Source organism: Streptosporangium sp. NPDC049046, assembly GCF_040649155.1.
Classification (GTDB): Bacteria; Actinomycetota; Actinomycetes; order Streptosporangiales; family Streptosporangiaceae; genus Streptosporangium.
In genome coordinates, this window is the sequence record NZ_JBEZEZ010000013.1 from 68,525 (window position 1) to 84,222 (window position 15,698).

The window sequence follows — 15,698 nt, forward strand, 5'->3', positions numbered from 1 at the left end:
CCATGGCTTCTTCATCTTCCTCACGGCACGAGGGGTGGTTACTGGCTGGGCGGTACCGCCTCGTGGCAGGGCTGGGCAAAGGCGGCATGGCCACGGTGTGGCAGGCCCACGACGAGCTGCTCGATCGTGAGGTCGCGGTCAAGGAGGTCGCGATCCCGGACCACCTGACCGTGCCGGAGCGCGAGGTCCTGCTGGAGCGCACCATGCGGGAGGCTCGCCTCGCCGCGCGGCTGAGCCACCCCAACATCGCCGCGGTGTACGACGTGGTGCGGGCCGACGACGACTGCCTGTGGATCGTGATGCAGCTCGTGCGCTCACGCAACCTCGCCGAGATCCTCGCGGAGGAGGGACCTCTGCTCGCTCCCACCGCCGCGCGCATCGGGCTGGAGGTGCTGTCGGCGCTGGAGGCCGCCCACGAGGTCGGCATCACACACCGCGACGTCAAACCCGCCAACATCCTGTTCACCGATGACGGGCACGCGATCCTGACCGACTTCGGGCTCGCCATCGCCGTCGACGAGGACGTGTCGCTCACCAGTGTGGGAATGGTGGTGGGCACGCCCGCCTACATCGCCCCCGAGCGTGCCGCCGGTCTCGAATCGAACGAGGAAAGCGACCTGTGGTCCTTCGGGGCCACCCTGTACGCCGCCGTTGAGGGCCGTTCCGCGTTCGGACGAGGCAGCGCACTCGCCACCCTCGCCGCCGTACTGACGGCCGACCCCGAACCGTTCCGGAACGCCGGCCCCCTGGCGCCCGTCATCACCGGCCTGCTCGAAAAGGATCCCGCCCGGCGCATTGACATCGCCCGTGCCAGGACACAGCTGGAGGAGGTGGCCACGCTCTGGGAGTGGGAGGTGGGCAGCACCGACGCACCTCTCCTCGCCGCTCGCGTCGCGGAGCCGACCCTCGACCAGGGGCCCACCGGCCGGTCCGAGGCCGACCTGCGTTCCACGGGGCACTACCTCCGCGAGGACGCCGACCGTCACACGGATCGGCACCTTCGCGAGGACGCCGGTCGCCGTTCCACGGGGGGCCGCGCCCGTGAGGACGCCCGGCACACCCCGGTGCGTCAGCGGAACACCGAACGTCGGCACCTGGCGGCGGGTGTCGCGGCCCTGGCCGTCGGCGTCATCGTCGCCGCCGCCGTCACCGCCGAATGGCGCGGTGCGGGGACGAGCGAGGCGGGCGGGCCTGAGCGGGGCGCTCCCTCCGGCGCCGCCTCCGTCGCGCCGCCGCAACCCTTCGGTACCCCGGGGCCCTCGAAGACCCCGGAGACCACAGAGACCACGGAGACCCCGGAGCCCTCGAAGACACGGCAGGTGCTCGACGAACGGCAATCCACCGTCGTGTCTCGCCGCACAGGACAGACCGAGGCCGCCCCCAGGACGGACACCGGGGCTCCCAGGGCCGGCACGTCCGGACCTGCCGTGAAGAAGGCGAACCCGAACAAGTACCGGAATCCGGCGCAGCGCGGCAAAGGCCAAGGAAGCAACCAGGGGAACCAGGGGAACGGCAAGAACAACTAGCCGGCCCGCTCAGGCGTGCGTTTCGCGGACGAGGCGAAGGCGTCGGCCCGTTCTCCTTCCGGAGAGAGGCCATACCGTCCGCTCCGTGCCGGAGATTCCCTGGTGCACACCGGCATGCCGGTGTGCACGCGGCGTCGCTCCCCGGGTGGCTCGTCACCCGTCCGTTTGAACTCCTCCCCGGCCTGAAGGCCGGAGATTCTCCCGTCACGTCGCGGTCAAGCGGCGCGCGGGGGTTGACGCTTCACAGACCGGGTAACCCCTGAGTCTCCACGTCCTGCCACCACAGTTCCTGCGGCGGTTTCGATATTGATCGCGGCGTTGGTGTCGGCGTGACCGGTCCACCCGCATGCGCGGTTGGTGCAGGAGAACCTGATCCCGTCGCGGGCGGCCGGGTCGCGGTGACGGCATCGGTGGCAGGTCTGCGACGTGCCTGCCGCCGGGACTTTCACCACCCGGCCGCCGCGATCAGCGGTCTTGTACTCCAGCATGGTGACGGTTCGGCCCCAGGCTTCGCCGCTGATCGCCCGGTTCAGCCCGGCTTTCTGTGCGATGTTACGGCCGGGCTGCTCGGCGGTGCCGCGTGCTGAGCGGATCATGTTGGTGATCTGCAGGTCTTCCACCCCGATCTCACTGAACGCTTCGGCGAGTTCGGTGCTGGTCTGGTGCTGCCAGCAGACGGCTCGGCGCTTGGCTGTCGCGCGGAGCCTGCCGATCTGGCGGTAGGTGCGGGCCTGCCGGTTCGAGATCGGCTGGCCCGTGCGATGGGTGGCCCGTTGCCGGGCGGCCTTCTTCTCCAACCGGCGCAGCCGTTCTTTCTCCCCCTCACTCAGCCACGGCCCATGTTCACGGGTGGTGCCGTCCGACATGGCCAGGGCGACGTTGATGCCCCGGTCGATACCGATCCGGCCACCCGGATGCGGTGCCGAGATCACGGCTGGGATCTCGGCACGAAAGACGATCTGCCAGCCGTAGGCGTCCTTGACCAGCCGGGCACCGGTGATCCGCCCGGCTGGCCCGCCTCGGGTGACGCCGGGCAGGTCTTTGGTCCACCGGAACCGGACCCGGCCGACTTTGGGCAGGTTGACCGCTCCCCACCGCCGGTTGATCCTCCCGATGTGCAGGTCACGGGCTTGGGGAACGTCCACCGCCATCCGGGAACGCCGGGACTTGAACGTCGGACGTTCGGCCGGATGGTCGGGGTTGAAGAAGTTCACCCATGCCTGCCGGTAGGTCTTCAGCACCGCCTGGGCGGCCTGGGCGGGAAGCCGGGCCATCCAGGCGATCTGGTGGCGGGCGACCCGGATTGCCTGGTCGCACGCTTTCACCGGAGCCAGTCGGCCCTGGCGGAACGTGGTGTATTCGTGCAGCAGGTTCCATAGCGTGCGAGCGGTGTGCGCCTGACCGTCCAGCAGCGCGCTTTGCGCGGCGGTCAGGGCGAGACGCGCCACGTGCGCCCGGACCCGCTTCTCCTGCTTCACTTGATGATCGTAGCGTTTGGTTTATGTCACCGCGATGGGAACCGAATCCCGATGTCCGCACCGGACGCCATGTCGTCTACAGCCTTCACGTTCATTTGGTGTTCGTCACAAAATACCGGCGTGGGGTGTTCACCGACGCGATGCTGACCCGCTGCGAGGAGATCATGCGGGAGGTGTGCACGGACTTCGAGGCCGAACTCCGCGAGTTCACCGGCGAACACGACCATGTCCACCTGCTCATCCACTACCCACCCAAAGTGGCCCTCTCGAAACTGGTCAACAGCCTCAAAGGCGTCTCGGCGCGCCTGCTCCGCAAGGAATACACCTCCCACGTCCGCCAATATCTGTGGGGCGGGCATTTCTGGTCCGGCTCCTACTTCGCCGGATCGGTGGGTGGAGCACCGCTGACGGTCCTGCGCCAGTACATCGAGCAGCAGCAACGACCACTTTGAGCAAGGCAGACGCCGGTTCGCCTGGCGGCGAATCGGCTATTCCTGCCCCGCTACGCGGGACGGCCGGCTTCACCCCCGGCCTGAAGGCCGGAGCACTGCCGACGAACTTGGTAGAGACAGAACGGGTGCCCGGCGGGATCGAGAAGGACTCGGACGTCGTCCTGCGGCTGGTGGGCGGCGAGTGTCGCGCCCTCTCCGAGCGCGTGGGCCACCGCGTCGTGAAGGTCGCCGACCTCCAGGTCGAGGTGCATCATCATCTGCTGCGAGCCGTCGGCGGACGGCCAGACCGGGCGTACGTAGTCGGTGGAGGTTTGGAACGCCAGATACGCTCCCCCGTCGGCCGGTGCGACCGTGACCCAGTCGACTTCGTCCTTGGTGATCCTCCAGTCGAGAAGGCGCGCGTAGAACCGCGCGAGCGCCTGGGCGTCGGGTGCGTCGAGCACCACGCCCCAGCTGTGAGCAGTTGATCGTCCACGCATGGCCGCGTGCTGCCCGGAAAGACGTTCGGATAACCCCTGACGACAAAGGGTGCGGGTGCCCGTGCCGCCCGTACCGGTCCATGAGGACCGGCAGCTTCGCCGAGCGCGGGCGGCGGGTGTCCGTGCCGCCCGAACCCGTGCCGCCCGGCGGGTTAGCCGTCACCGGCGCCCCCGGGACGGTGGATCACCAGGCGACGGGGAACGCCGACAGGCCGTACACGACGTTGAACGAACGAAACTCCGGCTCGCCCGCCTCTCGCAGCCCGGGGAAACGGTCGAACAGGGCGGAGAACGCGATGCGCATCTCCATCCGGGCCAGTGGAGCCCCGATGCAGTGGTGCGCGCCGTAACCGAACGCGACGTGGGCCAGGTCGGGCCGTTCGATGTCGAGCCGCTCCGGGTCCCCGGTCAGCGCCGGGTCGCGGTTGGCGGCGGGCAGGGAGACCACCACGACGTCGCCCTTCGCGATCGGCACGCCGCCGATCTCGGTGTCGGCCATGGCCACCTTGGTGGCGCCCTGGTGGACGATCGTCAGCCAGCGCAGCAGCTCCTCGACCAGGCCGCCGGCCCTGCCGGGGTCCTCGCGGAACAGGTCGAGCTGGTCGGGGTGTCGCAGCAACGCCAGCGTGCCCAGGCCGATCATGTTGGCCGTCGTCTCGTGCCCGGCGACCAGCAACAACCCGCCGATGCCGACCAGTTCGTCGGTCGTGAGGTCATCGCCGTGCTCGCGGACCAGCATGCCGATCAGGTCCTCACCCGGTTCGGCCCGCGCCCGCCCGACCAGCCCGGTCATGTAGGCGACCAACTCCATCTGAGCCCTTCCGCGCTCCTCGGGCGAGCGGTTGAAGTCGAGGACCGCGACGCTGCCGGCCTGGAAGGAGTCTCGGTCCTCGTAGGGCACCCCGAGCAGTTCGCAGATGACCAGCGCGGGAATCGGGGTGGCGAACTGGGAGACGAGATCGGCCGGCGCGCCGGTACGCTCCATCGCGTCCAGGTGGTCGGCGACGATCTCGCGGACCCTGGGCTCCAGCCGACGGATACGGCGCATGGTGAACTCGGGGGTCAGCATGCGGCGTAACCGGGTGTGGTCGGGCGGATCCATCATCAGCAGCGCGCCCGCGCGGATACGTTTGGCCTGCTCCTCACTCATCGGCGGCAGGTTGATGCCGCTGGCGTAGCTGAACAGCTCGGCGTTTCTGAGCACGTCGCGCACGTCGTCGTAACGGGTGACCAGCCAGGCCTCCTGGCCGTAGGGCGTGGGAACACGCCGCAGGCCGGGTTCCTCGCGGGCGGTGGCGAGTTCGGGATCGGGGTGAAACTCCCGGCGGCGCATGTGAAGGGGCAGCATGTCGGCTCCTGAGGGGGATCGGTTACCCCCACAAGATCTCGTCAATGGAACGAGCGTGCAATCCCAGTCGAACCGGCACTCGATGGTGTCCTTCGCGGTCGTTGGAGAGAGGCGAGGGCACCCGCCGCCGGAGTGCGGCGCTCACCGCTGAGGAGGGCTTCCACGGTGAGGGCGGACAGCCGGCCCGCCTCGGCGAGCGCGTTGAGCCGGGCCGCCCTCGGCGTCCTCCAGCGCGACCTTCGCCCTTCGGACTCCCGTCGGCCATGCGCCCGGGCGCCTTGGACGCCTCGTCAAGGCTTGAGATCGAGCTGAATCTGGTAGACGGTGCTCAGGAGGCGCTCGAAGTCGGCGACGACGGACTCGCCGTACTCGCCGGTGTCGCGAATCCGGATCTTCAGAGGGTGCCCGAGATGCTCGGCGGTGATCCGGTAGCGGCCGATGGGCACGTCCAGCAGCCCCCAGCCGTCGCCGCCGCGCTCGGCTCGGCGGGTGATGACCTCGCCGGCCGAGCCGTCGATCAACGGCCCCTGCGGAGTCAGGGTGAGCGTGACGTCCTCGTCCTGCAGGAAGGTCTGCGGGTTCTGCGGGTTGTAGAACTCCAGGTAGAAGAGGACCATGCCGCCGTAGGAACCCAGCCCGTCGGATCGCTCACCGGTGAGCCGCCAGGTGAAGTCGCGGATCGCACCGTCCGCACCGGCGAAGGAGGCGTCGTCGTGGGGGGTCAGGTCCATCGTGTAGGCGCGGCCCTCGAAGCGGCGGGTCACGGTGCCGGTCACCCGGAAGGTGGCCGCGGCGACGTCGCTGCTCACCCGGTAGCGGCCGTCCTTGTCGGTCGTCACGACCAGGTTGCTGTTGTACAGCAGCTGGTTGTCGGCGACGATCTCCGCGCCCGCGACGGGCCTGCCCGCCGCGTCGACGACCCGCCCCTTGAGCACTCCGGCCTCGACCTGCTCCGCCCCGGCCTGCCGCTCCGCGGTGGTCTCTCGCCCGGCATCGGCCGTACCCGTCATCCGCTCCTCGCCTTCCAACGCGCAGCCACTCAGGGCCGCGATGAGAACACCCACGACGATCACTTCTCGCACGTCGGTGACCCTAGGCGCACGATCTTGTAATTCACTTGGAAGTGACGATCCCGCGGATCGTCCGCGCGCCGCCCGCCTCGTCGGTGCCGCTGCCGCGAAGACCGCCTGATGCTCGGAGGAGTCCGGATCGAGGGGACCGCGAGGCCCTATCGTGTCCGGCGCGGTCCTCACGAATCGGGGGACGACACGGAACGATTGGAGTCACGGATCAGTCATGGACACCCAGGTCACCTATCCGCACGGCGACGTGCACGGGGTTTCGAGAGTGGTCTCGGCCACACCGCTGGACGGCGGCTACGGGGTGGTGACGGCGGAGACTCCGTTCCATCCCCTGGACCACACCTGGCCTGACCAGCCCGCCGACCGGGGGACCGTGAACGGGCTGCCGGTCCTCGACTGCGTGACCGGTGCGTCGGACGGCGAGCGGCTCTATCTGGGGGAGGAGATCCCGGTGCGACGCGGCGCCGAGGGGTGGGACTGGCTCGTGGTGCACGTGCTGGAGCAACCGGTCACCGGGGACGCCGGACCGGTCGTGCTGGCCGTCGACGAGGCGTACCGCTCGGCGCTCTCCGCCGGGCACACCGCGTGCCACCTCACCGCCCTGGCCCTCAACGCGGCACTGGCCGACCGGTGGCGCAAGGAGGTGAAGCCCGACTCGCTCGGCCGTCCCGACTTCGACCAGGCTGCGATCACCACGTCGCGGATCGTGGAACACGGCAGCAGCGACGTCTACCGCCTGGGCAAGTCCCTGCGGAGGAAGGGGTTCGAGGCGGGGGACCTCGACCTCGGCGACCTCACCCGGCGGATCGACGAGCAGCTCGTGGAGTGGATCGCGGCCGACGCGCCGGTCACGGTCGACAGCCCGTCTCCGTCCCTGTCGGGGCGGCGGACGTGGCGTTGCTCGCTGCCCGAGGGCGAGGCGAGCATCCCCTGCGGTGGGACGCACGTCTCCCGAACCTCCGAACTGGGCTCCGTGCGCGTCTCCCTCTCCCTCCAGGACGCGGAGTTCACGATGCGCAGCATCGTGAGCCCTCCCTCGTAACAGCTGAAGGACGCAGAAGGGCGCTGAATCGCCCCGAAACGGCACTGTCCGGGTCGGTGAGCAGCGCTCGAACGCGCTCACCGGTCCGCTGCCCTTGAACGGATCGGTCCTCCCCGCACCCCGCGGTGCTCAGCCGCTACCGGGGCGAGCCGGTCGTCTGGAGGCACCTGGCGTCACGCGTCCGGCGGCTGTGAGGGCTCCGTGATGCGAAGGGTGGACGGGAACGCCGCGGTGGCGGGGGATGGGGGTGACCACGCGCCGGCGTTCACTCCGGAGCGTGGCGCTCACCGCCGAGGAGGGCTCACCCCCGCCACGGTGAGGGCGAACAGCCGGTCCGCCTCGGTGGCGGGGTCCGGGTGGTGCTCCGTGGCCAGGGCGATGCCGGTGATCAGGTTGAGCAGGTCGGTGATGGTCACGCCCGGTGCGAGGGCGCCGTCGTCCGCGGCGCGGCGCGCCAGGGGGGCGCCCGCCTCGGTGAGTTGCGCCGAGCAGCAGTTCTCGGGAGCCACGTCGGGGCCGGCCGCCCGTTCGCGGGTCAGTGCGATGGCCAGCCCTCGGATGGTCGCGGCGTCCGCGGTGACGGCGCGTAGCCACTCCAGAAGTGCGGCCCGGGTGTCGGTTCTCTCGGTCAACGCGCGGGCACGGGCGCACAGGGCCTCGACCCGCTCGCGGAAGACCGCCTGCAGCAGTGCGTGGCGGCTGGGGAAGTGGCGGCGCACGGTGGCGGATCCGACCCCCGCGGTGCGGGCGATCTCCTCCAGGGACGCGTCGGCGCCGTACGTGGCGACCGCCTCCTCGGCCACGGCGAGCAGGCGCGCGTAGTTGCGCCGGGCGTCCGCCCGCTTGACGGGCATGGTCTCACCTCAACATTTGCTAAGTGGCGGGGCCCGCCGTATCTTACTCGAATATAAACGGCGGGGTCCGCCGTTTAATCGGCGATCACCCGAGGAGAGGCCTCATGCCCACCAATCCCGCACCCGTCCTGGTCACCGGCGCCACCGGACGGCAGGGGGGCGCCACCACCCGCGCCCTGCTCGCCAACGGCGTTCCCGTCCGGGCGCTGGTCCGCGACCCCACGACCGACCGGGCACGGGCGGTCGAGGCGCTCGGCGCCGAACTGGTCACCGGCGACCTCGACGACCGAGACTCCCTGGTGAGAGCCGCGCGAGGAGCCCGGGCCGTCTTCTCGATGCAGATGCCCGCGCTGAAGGGAGACGCCTTCGACTTCGAGGGCGAGCTGACCCAGGCCGTCAACCTGGTCGAGGGAGCGCTGGCCGCGGACGTGCCGCAGTTCGTGCACACCTCCGTGACCGGCGCGGGGCAGCACGTGGAGACCCCCGGCTGGGCCGAGGGCCGCTGGGCGATGCTTGAGCCCGGCTTCGCCGCCAAGTCCGGCGCACAGGACCGGGTGCGTGAGGCGGGCTTCACGCACTGGACGATCATCAAACCGGGCTTCTTCATGGAGAACTTCCTCCCGTCCCTGGCGTACCTGTTCCCGCGCGGCATCGGGGGCGGCCTCGCGACCGTGCTGAAGCCCGGCACCCGGCTCTCCCTCGTCGCGGCCGCCGACGTCGGCACGACCGCCGCCGCGGCCATCGCCGAGCCGGAACGCTTCCACAAGGTCGAACTGGAGCTGGCCGGCGACTATCTGACGATGGCCGAGGTCGCCGCCGTTCTCTCCCGCACCCTGGGAACCGAGGTGACCGCGCCCGACATGACCATGGAGGAGGCGGTCGCAGCCGGAATGCCGTGGGCGGGCGTCTCCTCCCACGAGTTCCTCAACACGGTCGAGCAGCCCGCCCGTCCGGAGTACGCGCGGGCCTTCGGCATCCCGCTCACGACCTTCGAGGAATGGGCGTACGAGCACATGCGGCTCGCCGCCTGACACCACCTGACGCCGAGCGGGGACGGTCGCCCCGACCGTCCCCGCTCGGCGGCCCCGGCCTCCGGCGGGTGGTCCTCGGTCGCGGCGCGCGTCCGCGCCGCGACCGCGGGACGCTCACCTGCTCACCGCGGAGGCCAGGGCGCGCACCCGTTCGGCGTGCAGGTCGTGGCCGATGACGACCGGCGGCTCGTTGTACGGCATGGCGTCGGAGGAGCGGCGCAGTTTGACGTACTGTCCGCAGGCGTCGACGGCGTAGGGCTCCATGTCGTCCTGCAGCGCGCCGATCACCGTGATCCCGTACGTCTCGCCGATCCTGCGGAACAGCGCCACCGCCTCCCTGCGGTGCTCCTTGCCGAGGTTGCGGCCCAGCTCGTCGAGGACCAGGCACAGGTGCCCGCCCCCTGAGGACGCGATCGCCGCCGCGCAGACCAGCTTCACCGCCTTCTCGTCCATCAGCGCGGTGTTGGCCCGCCGGTTGTACGGCACGAAGCCCTGCCCCTCGCCCCTGCGCCACTTGGGCGTCACCCGCCACGCCCAGCGCTGCTCGGGGTCGGCGGGCGCGGGCGGCACGGGAAACTCCAGCGTCGCGCCGTAACCACCGTAGGAGGTGTCGAGTTTGTCGAACTCCTCGGCCACCCGGGTCAGCCGCGCCTTGATCGCGGCGGTCAGCGCGGCCCGGTGCACGGCGGTGGACTGGGCGGCCTCCTCGGCACCCCTGGCCGCGGCCGTCAGGTCGCGCTGCCGGGTGACGATCTGCGTCTCGATCTGGCGGCGCCGATGCCGCTCGTACTCCTCCTGGCCGCGCAGGTAGGAGGCGAGCGTGGAGCACACGCCGGGGAACGTCGCCTGCTCGCGGGCGGTGCGCCCGGCACCGGGCGCGGTCCGTTCGCCGACCAGGAAGCGCAGTTCCTCGGGCATCTCCTCGTCCTCGCCGGGAAAGGCGGGGAAGGTGTCGCGCAGCGCCTCGTCCAGGTGGCGCTCGGCGGCCCGCCACCACTCCTCGGAGGTGAGCGGACGCTCCTGCTCCTCCAGGGCGCCCAGCCACTCGCGGGCTCCGTCGAGGGTGCCGCCCCAGTCGCCGGCCAGCGCGTCCAGCCCGAGCGCGTCGCGGTCGGCGGTGATCCTCGCCGCCTGTTCCGCGGCCTGGTCACGGTCGGACTCGTACCTGGCCCTACGCCCCTCCAGACGCTCGATCTCCATGCTTCTCGTACGGGCGCGGAAGTCCAGGGCGCTCGCCCGGCGCTCGGCCTCGTCGACCTTCGGCGCGATCGTGGCCAGCGCCTCGGACAGCTCGGTGAGCGCGCCCCTGCGCTCGGCGAGCCGCCGCTCGATGTCGGCCAGCTGCACGGACGCCTTCGCCCCCTCAAGCCTCCTGCCCGCCTCGGCCACGGCGTCCTCGGCGGCCCGCACGACCGCCGCCGCGCTCTCCTGCGCGTCGCGCGCCCGGTGCAGCCGCTGCTCGGCCGCCTTGATGCGGGCCTCCCTGCCGGTGACGGCCACCTCGAACGATCCCACCACGGTGACGCCCGCCGCGCTGACCAGCACGGACCCCGGCAGCGCGTCCAGCGCCCGAGCCGCCGCCTCCAGGTCGGCCGCGTCGACGACGACCGTGTGCTCGTGCGGCCATCCGCGGGCTCCCAGCGCGGGCCCCACCCGGCCGTCCCGGCCCGGCGCGCCCTCCTCGTCGCGCGCCTGCTCGGCGACGTCGATCGCGTCGAGCAGGCCGGTCGCGCCGAGACCCGCAGCGGCGAGCGCGTTGAGCTGGGCCGCCGCCGGGCCACCTTCGGCGTCGTCCAGCGCGGCCTTCGCCCCCTCGGCCTCCCGGTCGGCCACGCCCAGCGCTTTCAGCGCCTCGTTCAGCCGCGTCCTCGCCTCGGTCAGCTCCGCACCGGCCGTCGTCACGTCGCGCCCGTCGGCCAGGCGGCGCTGCTCCTCAAGACCGGGGATCCAGCCGCGCAGCTCGTCGACCGAGTTCTCCGCCACCGCGCGGTCGGCGTCCAGCTTCGCCGCGCGTGCCTGCAGCGCGCTCAGCTCCCTGCGGGCCTCGGCCAGCCCTCGCTCCAGCGTGTCGTCCTTGAGCGTGGCGATCTCGGCCCTGACCTCACCGATCGCCTCGGTGGCACGCGCGCCCGCCGCGTGGACCCGCTCCAGCTCGGCCGCGAGCGCCTCGTCCCGCTGCCCGGCGTCGGTGAGCCTGCGCGCCAGCCGCCCTCGCCAGCAGCGCAGCGCACCGGCCAGCCGGACGCGGGCACGGTCACGCCTGTCGAAGGTCTCCAGGAGCGTGTGGGACTCGGCCTCGAACTCCCGCAGCAGCTCCACGGCCCGCGTCGCCCGCACCCGCCTGGCGTGCTCGTCGCGGCGGGCCTCCCGCTCCTGGTCGAGCTCGGCGTCCAGGCCGGTCAACGCGGCGATCGCCTCGAAGACCCGCTCGGGGGAGATCTCGTTGAGCGGCTGGGAGAGCAGGTTGGTGGCGACCTTGCTGCGTACCGAGGTCGACAGGAACGACACGCACCTGACGCGGTCGCCGTACAGGAACCTGGTCAGATCACGCGCCACCACGTCGCGGCGTCCCGCCGAGCGGGGCAGCGTCGCCCACAGCGCGTCGGCCCGCGTCACCCGCTCCGCCTCTGAGGCCGCCACCGCCAGGTGCACCCCCTGGATCCAGCGGATCTCCAGGTGCGGGGCCTCCTGGTTGACCCGCAGCCACACGGTCACCGCGTCGTCCAGGGAGGCGTGGTCGGGGGAGTCGCCATTCGGGTGGCCGATGCCCGGGGAGTCGCCGTTCGCGGGACCGGTGTCGTCCACGGGGTCGGCGCTTCCGGCAACGGTGTGGCCGGAGCCGGTGCGGACGGGACCGCTCCGCGAGGAGCCGTTGCGTCCGGTGTGCACGGAGTCGGCCGGTGCGAAAACGCCGACGATGTAGCCGTGGTCGGCACTGGCCCACGTGCGGCCACCCCCGCCCGCCGCGAGTTCGGCGTTGAACAGCAGCTCGGAGACCGCCTTCGCGCCCGAGGCGAACCGCCACTGCTCGTCTCCGAGCAGCGCGGTGATCATCGCGATGAACGACGACTTGCCCGCGCCGTTGGAGTCCTTCGGCCCCGCGCCCGCGACCACGATCAGCGTGCCGGGAACGGTCGGCACCGGATGGGTCGAGAGCCGCGAGATGTTGACCGGCTGCACGGCGATCAGCACCCGGTCGCCCACCACGTTCTCGCTCGGGGCGGTGGCGCGGGCCGGCTCCACGGGGACCAGGGTCGCCTGCGTCCCGCCCGTGTCCCCGGAGCCTCCGCTCTCCCCGCTCCGCCGGGCCTTTCCGCCGCCCTCCCCCTGGGAGACCGTGACCTCCCCGCTCAGGGTGCTCTTTGCCCGATTCCTCCTGCCGCTCTCCCCCCGGGAGTCCTTGACGTCCTCGCTCCGAGTGCCCTCCGCCCTGACCTTCTTGGCGCGGGTGGCTCCGGTGACCTCGCCCTGGGAGGTTGCAGCCTGGGCGTTTTCGGCCCCGGCCGTGTCGGCGCGGGTTTCCGCGCCCCGGGCTCGGCTTTCGCGCGAGCTCTTCGCGGCCTGGTTCCGCTGCTCGGTCAACCCCGTCGTTCCTTTCTTCCATCCGGCTTCCGGCGCCCGGAGCACCGGATCTCCGGGACCTCGTTCCGGTTTCGGCTCGTCATGAGAGAGGGCCACCTCACGCCCGCCAGGCGGTCGGCCCGGCGGGACCCCGGCACTCCGTCATCGGGTCCGCTCACCGCCGGTTGGCCCGTACGGCCGCGGCCAGCGGGGTGTGCGGCCCCGCCGCGAGGATCAGCTCCTCCTGCAGGTGGCGCCTGGCCTGCGGGGTGAGCCGGTGGAACTGCGGCCCCGGCACGTAACCCCCCGCCTCCTCGCCCGCCTTCATCTGGGTCACCAGACCCGCGTGGCGCAGGGTGCGCAGCGCGGCGTCCAGCTCGCCGATCGGCAACCTGGTGTGCCGCCGAAGCTCGTCGACCTGGGCGGGGAACGGCGAGAGCCAGCTGTCGGCGGGCAGCAGGCCGTCGGCCCGCGGGATCGCCACCGAGTGGATCAGCACGAGGACCAGAACCGCCCGCTCGGACTCACCCAGAGCCGAGCCCGAGCCTGCTCCCGTCCCCGTCCCCGAGCCTGTTCCCGTTCCCGTTCCCGTTCCCGTTCCCGTTCCCGTGAGCGTCTCGGGCGCGTAACCCGAGATCCACGCGTCACGGTCGTGGATCAGGACCCGGCCGCGACGCTCCAGCATCTCGGCGAGCGTACGGCGCAGCACCGGGTCGCGCAGCGCGGGAAAACGGGCCTCGTGCACCGGTTCGGCCGCGTGCTCCACCGCCATGAACGCAGCCACGACCTCTGCCCTGCGCCGCTCGTCGAACGGACCGAGCAGATCCTCGTCGACCTCCTCGGGGATCGTGACAGCGGCTCCCGCCTCCGCGTCGTCGAGAGCCTCCGCGACGACAGGGAGCACCTCCAGGCCGCCGGGAACCTCCTCACCCGTGGGCAGGCGGCGCATCAGCTCCCGCAGTTGGGCGTGGGACGCCGCGGGCCAGGCGGCGCACCGGGGGCCGAGCCGTACCAGCCCGTCGGCGACCTCCAGCCAGGCCGAGTCGTGCAGGCGGCGCAGCGCGCCGACCGCCCAGTTGCGCATGAGGTCGTCGCCGCGCCCGATCAGCGCACGGTACGCCGACAGCACGTCGTCCACCCTGGCCGGGGTGCCCGGCCAGGGGTCGGAGGCGAGATCGGTCCAGCAGCATCGCAGGGCCGCGGCCAGCACCCGCCGGGTCTCCCCGGATCGTTCCACCGCGACCGGCGCGACCTGGTATTCCTCCAGGAGCGACGGGGTCGCCCCGTCGGGCCAGACCGGCAGCGCGAGCCCCGTGCCGTCGCCGCGCCCCAGCCGCGCCATCCCGGCGGGAGCCGCCTCCCCCGCCGCGAGTGTGAGAGGTCCGCCCGCCCTGGCACGGACATGTGCCATCCCGGACGGCTCGGCGTCGGCCGATCCCGCCGCCCGCTCGTGCGCCACCCCGGTGACGACCACCCGGTCGTGCGCGGGAGACGTCGTGGACGACGTGTGTCGCGGATCAGTCGGCACCGCCGGTCCTTTCGAGATGGCCGTGGGAGAGCCAGGCGGGCTCGCCGCCGGGGGCGGCGGTGAGGCCGTCGGACCAGCGCAGGCGGTACGGGGAGTCGGGACGCAGGTCGGCCGAGACGAGGTCGGCGAGCAGCCTGCGAGCGGAGACCCACTCGCCGTCGGCGGTGAGCAGCTCCTCCAGGCGGGCGGCGGAGCGCCCGGCGAGCGCGGCCTCGGCCACCGCGGCCAGGCGGTCGAGGCCGCCTGTGCCGGGGTCGTGGGTGTCGGCGGTGCCGGGGTCGGGCAGGGCCGAACGCGGGGGAGTGGGCTGGGCGGGTGCCGGGCGAGGGCTCTCGTCCACCGCCCTGACGATCGCCGCCGGGTCGTGCCAGGGGGCGGGGGCGTCGAAGACGAAGCCGTCGAGCACGGAGGCCAGACGCTCCTTGCTCGCGGTCTGCGCGAAGGTGCGCCAGGTCTCCGCGGGAAGCAGCGTGAGGTTTCTCGTCGTGCCCGCCGAGTCGGCCAGGCGCCCGGCGGCGCGGCGCGAGGCGTCGCTGTAGGAGTAGATCGCGGCGCGCAGCTCGGTGCAGGTGCGGTCGAGGTCGGGCCAGCGGGTGAGGATGGTGCCGTGCAGGCTCTGCGCCCGCCTGGCGATCTCCTCGGTGCCCCACAGCTTGGGCGCCTGCTCGCGCAGCTCCTCGATGGTGCCGCCGGTCAGCGTGATCAGCTCCAGCGCCCACAGCCGGAAGGCGCGCGACAGGTTCTGCGCGCTGGCGCGAGCCTCCTCCATCGTCGTGCGGGGGTCGGCCACGTTGAGGTCTTCGAGAGCGAGCAGGCGGTGCATCTCCGACTGGCCGCCGTCGTCCATCATCCTGCGGATGAACATCAGCCCCACCACGCTGGTGAACGACGCGCGGTAGCGAAGCTGGTTGGGCTTGGGGAACACCTCCCGGATCGCGCCGAGGCCGCGCAGGACCCTGAGCCGGTTCTCGAACCGGTCGAGCGGGTAGGCCCGGCAGACGTGGCGCATCTGCTCGTGGGTCAGCCACTCCTCGCCCGCCTCGGCGAACGCGGCGAACAGCGTCTCGGCGATGTCGACCAGCGCGGGGTCGTCCACCACCGCGCCGCTGTCGCGGGCGAGCGCCGCGAACATGCGGCGGTAGGTCGAGAGCACGGCCTCCTCGGTGAGGGCCGAGTCGAGCGTGATCTCGTGGTTCGTCTCTGGCACGCGCCCTACCGTAAGGCTTGTGCCCGACAATCCTGACCCGGACCGCGGAGAAGCGCCCCACGGAGAGACGCGGCCGAACACGGGCCGTAGGAAACGGTGGGCAGCGGCGA

At 71.9% G+C, this 15,698-nt stretch carries 12 protein-coding genes; 4 read left to right on the top strand and 8 right to left on the bottom strand.

The window, feature by feature from the left end; genetic code table 11:
• Window positions 1-2 precede the first annotated feature (2 nt).
• Window positions 3-1,526, top strand: coding sequence for a serine/threonine-protein kinase (locus AB0B96_RS19980; RefSeq protein WP_362900564.1), 1,524 nt, complete (start codon window positions 3-5; stop codon window positions 1,524-1,526).
• 215 nt (window positions 1,527-1,741) lie between these two features.
• Here AB0B96_RS19980 and AB0B96_RS19985 read toward each other — a convergent pair whose 3' ends face one another.
• A complete protein-coding gene (locus AB0B96_RS19985; RefSeq protein WP_362900566.1) occupies window positions 1,742-3,004 on the bottom strand; it encodes a transposase in 1,263 nt (420 codons plus the stop codon).
• 23 nt (window positions 3,005-3,027) lie between these two features.
• Between AB0B96_RS19985 and tnpA the strand changes: the two genes are divergently transcribed.
• Window positions 3,028-3,456: an IS200/IS605 family transposase gene (tnpA, locus tag AB0B96_RS19990; RefSeq protein WP_362900568.1), complete on the top strand. Its 429-nt coding sequence runs from the start codon at window positions 3,028-3,030 to the stop codon at window positions 3,454-3,456.
• A 50-nt stretch (window positions 3,457-3,506) separates the two neighbouring features.
• Here tnpA and AB0B96_RS19995 read toward each other — a convergent pair whose 3' ends face one another.
• The 3 genes from AB0B96_RS19995 to AB0B96_RS20005 all read right to left on the bottom strand — a co-directional run bounded on the left by AB0B96_RS19995 (window position 3,507) and on the right by AB0B96_RS20005 (window position 6,365).
• On the bottom strand, window positions 3,507-3,902 hold the full coding sequence (locus tag AB0B96_RS19995) for a VOC family protein (protein ID WP_362900570.1): 396 nt from the start codon (window positions 3,900-3,902) through the stop codon (window positions 3,507-3,509).
• A 217-nt stretch (window positions 3,903-4,119) separates the two neighbouring features.
• Window positions 4,120-5,283, bottom strand: a complete 1,164-nt coding sequence (locus AB0B96_RS20000) for a cytochrome P450 (RefSeq protein WP_362900572.1) — start codon at window positions 5,281-5,283, stop codon at window positions 4,120-4,122.
• Between the two features lie 290 nt (window positions 5,284-5,573).
• Complete coding sequence (locus AB0B96_RS20005; protein ID WP_362900574.1) at window positions 5,574-6,365, bottom strand: carboxypeptidase-like regulatory domain-containing protein; 792 nt, start codon at window positions 6,363-6,365, stop codon at window positions 5,574-5,576.
• 214 nt (window positions 6,366-6,579) lie between these two features.
• Here AB0B96_RS20005 and AB0B96_RS20010 point away from each other — a divergent pair, with 214 nt between their 5' ends.
• Entirely contained in the window at window positions 6,580-7,407 is an 828-nt protein-coding gene (locus AB0B96_RS20010; protein WP_362900576.1) for a metal-dependent hydrolase, read from the top strand.
• A gap of 284 nt (window positions 7,408-7,691) precedes the next feature.
• Here the strand turns inward: AB0B96_RS20010 and AB0B96_RS20015 are convergent, their stop codons facing one another.
• Window positions 7,692-8,261 carry a TetR/AcrR family transcriptional regulator gene (locus AB0B96_RS20015; RefSeq protein ID WP_350944141.1) on the bottom strand — a complete coding sequence of 190 codons (570 nt, stop codon included), beginning with the start codon at window positions 8,259-8,261 and terminating at the stop codon, window positions 7,692-7,694.
• Between the two features lie 104 nt (window positions 8,262-8,365).
• Here AB0B96_RS20015 and AB0B96_RS20020 point away from each other — a divergent pair, with 104 nt between their 5' ends.
• Window positions 8,366-9,292, top strand: coding sequence for an NmrA/HSCARG family protein (locus tag AB0B96_RS20020; RefSeq protein ID WP_362900579.1), 927 nt, complete (start codon window positions 8,366-8,368; stop codon window positions 9,290-9,292).
• 114 nt (window positions 9,293-9,406) lie between these two features.
• On the opposite strand, the gene AB0B96_RS20025 is transcribed toward AB0B96_RS20020, so the two are convergent.
• The 3 genes from AB0B96_RS20025 to AB0B96_RS20035 all read right to left on the bottom strand — a co-directional run bounded on the left by AB0B96_RS20025 (window position 9,407) and on the right by AB0B96_RS20035 (window position 15,588).
• A complete protein-coding gene (locus AB0B96_RS20025; RefSeq protein ID WP_362900581.1) occupies window positions 9,407-12,874 on the bottom strand; it encodes a chromosome partitioning protein ParA in 3,468 nt (1,155 codons plus the stop codon).
• A 154-nt stretch (window positions 12,875-13,028) separates the two neighbouring features.
• On the bottom strand, window positions 13,029-14,381 hold the full coding sequence (locus AB0B96_RS20030) for a hypothetical protein (RefSeq protein WP_362900583.1): 1,353 nt from the start codon (window positions 14,379-14,381) through the stop codon (window positions 13,029-13,031).
• Window positions 14,371-15,588, bottom strand: a complete 1,218-nt coding sequence (locus AB0B96_RS20035; RefSeq protein WP_362900585.1) for a hypothetical protein — start codon at window positions 15,586-15,588, stop codon at window positions 14,371-14,373. Before AB0B96_RS20035 ends, AB0B96_RS20030 begins: the two co-directional genes overlap by 11 nt.
• Window positions 15,589-15,698: the final 110 nt, after the last annotated feature.

Excerpts from the sequence above, each read along its gene's own strand:
- AB0B96_RS19980 (WP_362900564.1), top strand. The coding sequence starts at position 3 with ATGGCTTCTTCATCTTCCTCACGGCACGAGGGGTGGTTACTGGCTGGG.
- tnpA (WP_362900568.1), top strand. The coding sequence starts at position 3,028 with ATGTCACCGCGATGGGAACCGAATCCCGATGTCCGCACCGGACGCCAT.
- AB0B96_RS20000 (WP_362900572.1), bottom strand. The coding sequence starts at position 5,283 with ATGCTGCCCCTTCACATGCGCCGCCGGGAGTTTCACCCCGATCCCGAA.
- AB0B96_RS20010 (WP_362900576.1), top strand. The coding sequence starts at position 6,580 with ATGGACACCCAGGTCACCTATCCGCACGGCGACGTGCACGGGGTTTCG.
- AB0B96_RS20015 (WP_350944141.1), bottom strand. The coding sequence starts at position 8,261 with ATGCCCGTCAAGCGGGCGGACGCCCGGCGCAACTACGCGCGCCTGCTC.
- AB0B96_RS20020 (WP_362900579.1), top strand. The coding sequence starts at position 8,366 with ATGCCCACCAATCCCGCACCCGTCCTGGTCACCGGCGCCACCGGACGG.